This window comes from Streptomyces sp. (assembly GCF_031181705.1).
Taxonomy (GTDB): domain Bacteria; phylum Actinomycetota; class Actinomycetes; order Streptomycetales; family Streptomycetaceae; genus Streptomyces.
The window spans coordinates 1-2739 of the sequence record NZ_JAPSKN010000161.1; the positions used below are offsets into that span (position 1 = coordinate 1).

A 2739-nucleotide genomic window follows, 5' to 3' on the forward strand; every position below is an offset into this window, starting at 1 on the left:
ACAGCGGTGAGCGCATGACCGTGTAGTCGCCGTAGTGGACCGGCAGGACCAGGCGGGGGCGCAGGCGGCGGGCCAGTTCCGCGCCCTGGGCGCCGTCCATGGTGACGACGAAGCCGCCGGGGAGTGTGGTGCCGCCCAGGTGGAGGACGGCCAGGTCGGCGGCGGGGAAGCGGCGGGTGATCTCGTCGAGGCCGTCGTAGAGGAGCGTGTCGCCGGAGAGGTACAGGCGCAGGCGGGGTGGGCCGCCGGTGGGGCCGAACTCCAGCATGCTGCCCATGACCGGCGGCAGCAGTCTGCGCAGGGCCGCGTGACCGGCGTGGCGGCCGGGCAGGGCGGTGACGGTGACCTGGGTTCCGCCGCGGGTGAGGGTGAGTGACGTCCAGGTGCGCAGGCCCGCCGTGCGGTGGAAGCCGTGCACGACCCTGAGGCGGCGGGCCGCGTGCCGGGTGGTCAGGATCGGCACCGTGTGGTCCAGGTGGCGGCGGGCCCGGCGGTCCCAGTGGTCGCCGTGCAGGTGAGACAGCACGATCCCGTCGAGGTGGGGCAGTTCGTGCACGTCGAGGGCCGGTTCCGTGAGGCGGCGGCTCAGCAGGCCGTACCCGAGGTGGGCGTACTGGCCCCGGTGGAGGAAGTTCGGGTCGGTGAGCAGGGTGAGCGGGCCGTAGGACAGCAGCACCGTCGCGTTGCCGATGAAGTGCACGTCGACCGAGTCGTCGGCCGCGTCGCCCTCGGTGTGGGTGGCGTGCATGGTGCTCTCCCGTCTCCCCCGGAGGGCCGGGTACCCGTCCGGCGTCTGTCAGGCCGAGCGCTTGCGGGACGTCGACTTCTTCGCCGGTGTCTTCTTGGCCGTGCTCTTGGCCGCCGTGCTCTTGGCCGCCGTCTTCTTCGCGCCCTGGGCCGACTTGGCCGTCGACTTCTTCGACGAGGCCGCCGTCTTCTTGGCCGCCGTCTTCTTCGCCGTCGACGTCGACTTCTTCCCGCCCGCCTGCTTGGGGGCCGCGCGGGACGTCTCGCGCGGCAGCGACTTGACCTCGGCGTGGTCCCCGGGCTCCTCGCCGCGGGACTCGCGGGCCGCGCGGACGCTGTTCTCCAGGGCGGCCATCAGGTCCAGCACCTTGCCGCCGGCCGCGGGCTCGGGCGCCTGCGGCGGGGCCTCGCCGGCGACCTTCGCGGCGATGACCTCCTCGACGGCCTCGCGGTACTCGTCGTGCAGGTCCTCCAGGTCGACCTCGCCCAGGGTGTCCATCAGCGCGTCGGCGAGGTCCAGCTCCTTGTCGCGGACCGTGACGTCGGTGTCGGGGGCGACGCCCTCGGGGGCGCGGACCTCGTCGGGCCAGAGCAGGCCGTGCATCGCGATCGCGTCGCCGACCACCCGGAGCATGCCCAGCCGCTCCCGGCCGCGCAGGGCGAACTTGGCGATCGCCACCTTGTTGCTGCGCTTGAGCGCCTCCCTCAGCAGGGTGTACGGCTTCGCCGCCGGGGCGCCGCTCGCCTGGAGGTAGTACGCGGCGTCCATCTGGAGGGGGTCGATCCGGTCGGCCGGCACGAAGGCGACGATCTCGATCGTCTTGGCGGTGGGGAGGGGCAGGCTGGACAGGTCCTCCTCGGTGATCGGGATGATCGAGCCGTCCGCGTCCTCGTACCCCTTGCCGATCTCCCCCTGGGTGACCTCGCGGTCCTCCAGTTCGCAGAACTTGCGGTAGCGGATGCGGCCGCCGTCCTCGGTGTGGATCTGGCGGAAGGAGATCGAGTGGCTCTCGGTGGCGTTCACCAGCTTGATCGGAATGCTGACCAGGCCGAACGAGATGGCGCCGTTCCAGATGGATCTCACGTGCAGCACCCTTCCGGTCACGCTCAGGAGTGTTTGCCAGGTTTGCGTGGGATTCTTATCGTATGGCGCCTATCACAGTGGTGGAGGGGCGACGGCTCGCGCTCAGCAATCTGGACAAGGTGCTGTATCCCGCCAGCGGCTTCACCAAGGGCGAGGTGCTGCACTACTACGCGACCGTCGCCGAGGTCCTGCTGCCGCATCTGCGGGACCGGGCGGTGTCCTTCCTGCGGTATCCGGACGGGCCGGACGGGCAGGTCTTCTTCAGCAAGAACGTGCCGCCGGGTACGCCCGAGTGGGTCATGACCGCCGAGGTGCCGCGGGTGGAGGGGCCGTCGCGGATGGTGCTGGTGCAGGATCTGCCGAGCCTGATGTGGGCGGCCAACCTCGTCGCCGAGTTCCACACCCACCAGTGGCTGGTCGGCACGCCGGACGAGGCCGACCGGATCGTCTTCGACCTCGATCCGGGGGCGCCGGCGACCATCGTGCAGTGCTGCGAGGTCGCGCTGTGGCTGCGGGAGCGGCTGGCGCGGGACGGCATCCAGGCCTACGGCAAGACCTCCGGCTCCAAGGGGCTGCATCTGCTCGCCGCCGTGCGCGGGGCCTCCTCCGAGCGGGTGTCCGAGTACGCCAAGGCGCTGGCCGTGGAGGCCGAGAAGGCCATGCCGCGGCTGGCGCTGCACCGGATGACCAGGAGTCTGCGTCCGGGGAAGGTCTTCGTCGACTGGAGCCAGAACGCCGCCCGCAAGACCACGGCGACGCCGTACACCATGCGGGCCCGGGTGGAACCGACCGTCTCGGCGCCGGTGACCTGGGAGGAGATCGAGGAGTGCCGGGCGCCCGGCCGGCTGGACTTCCACGCCCGGGACATCGCGCCGCGGGTGCAGGACTTCGGGGATCTGCTGGCGCCG

Annotated in this window: 3 protein-coding genes; 1 reads left to right on the top strand and 2 read right to left on the bottom strand. The window is 71.5% G+C overall.

All coding sequences use genetic code 11. The annotated features are described in order from the left end of the window. Window positions 1-748: MBL fold metallo-hydrolase (locus RIN80_RS23505; protein ID WP_309097634.1), on the bottom strand; the 748-nt coding region annotated here is incomplete at its 3' end. Window positions 749-796: 48 nt separating this feature from the next. Continuing rightward, on the bottom strand, window positions 797-1840 hold the full coding sequence (locus RIN80_RS23510) for a Ku protein (RefSeq protein ID WP_309097642.1): 1044 nt from the start codon (window positions 1838-1840) through the stop codon (window positions 797-799). A gap of 53 nt (window positions 1841-1893) precedes the next feature. On the opposite strand from RIN80_RS23510, the gene ligD reads away from it, so the two are divergent. Continuing rightward, a partial coding sequence (ligD, locus tag RIN80_RS23515; RefSeq protein WP_309097635.1) for a non-homologous end-joining DNA ligase occupies window positions 1894-2739 on the top strand: 846 nt, incomplete at its 3' end.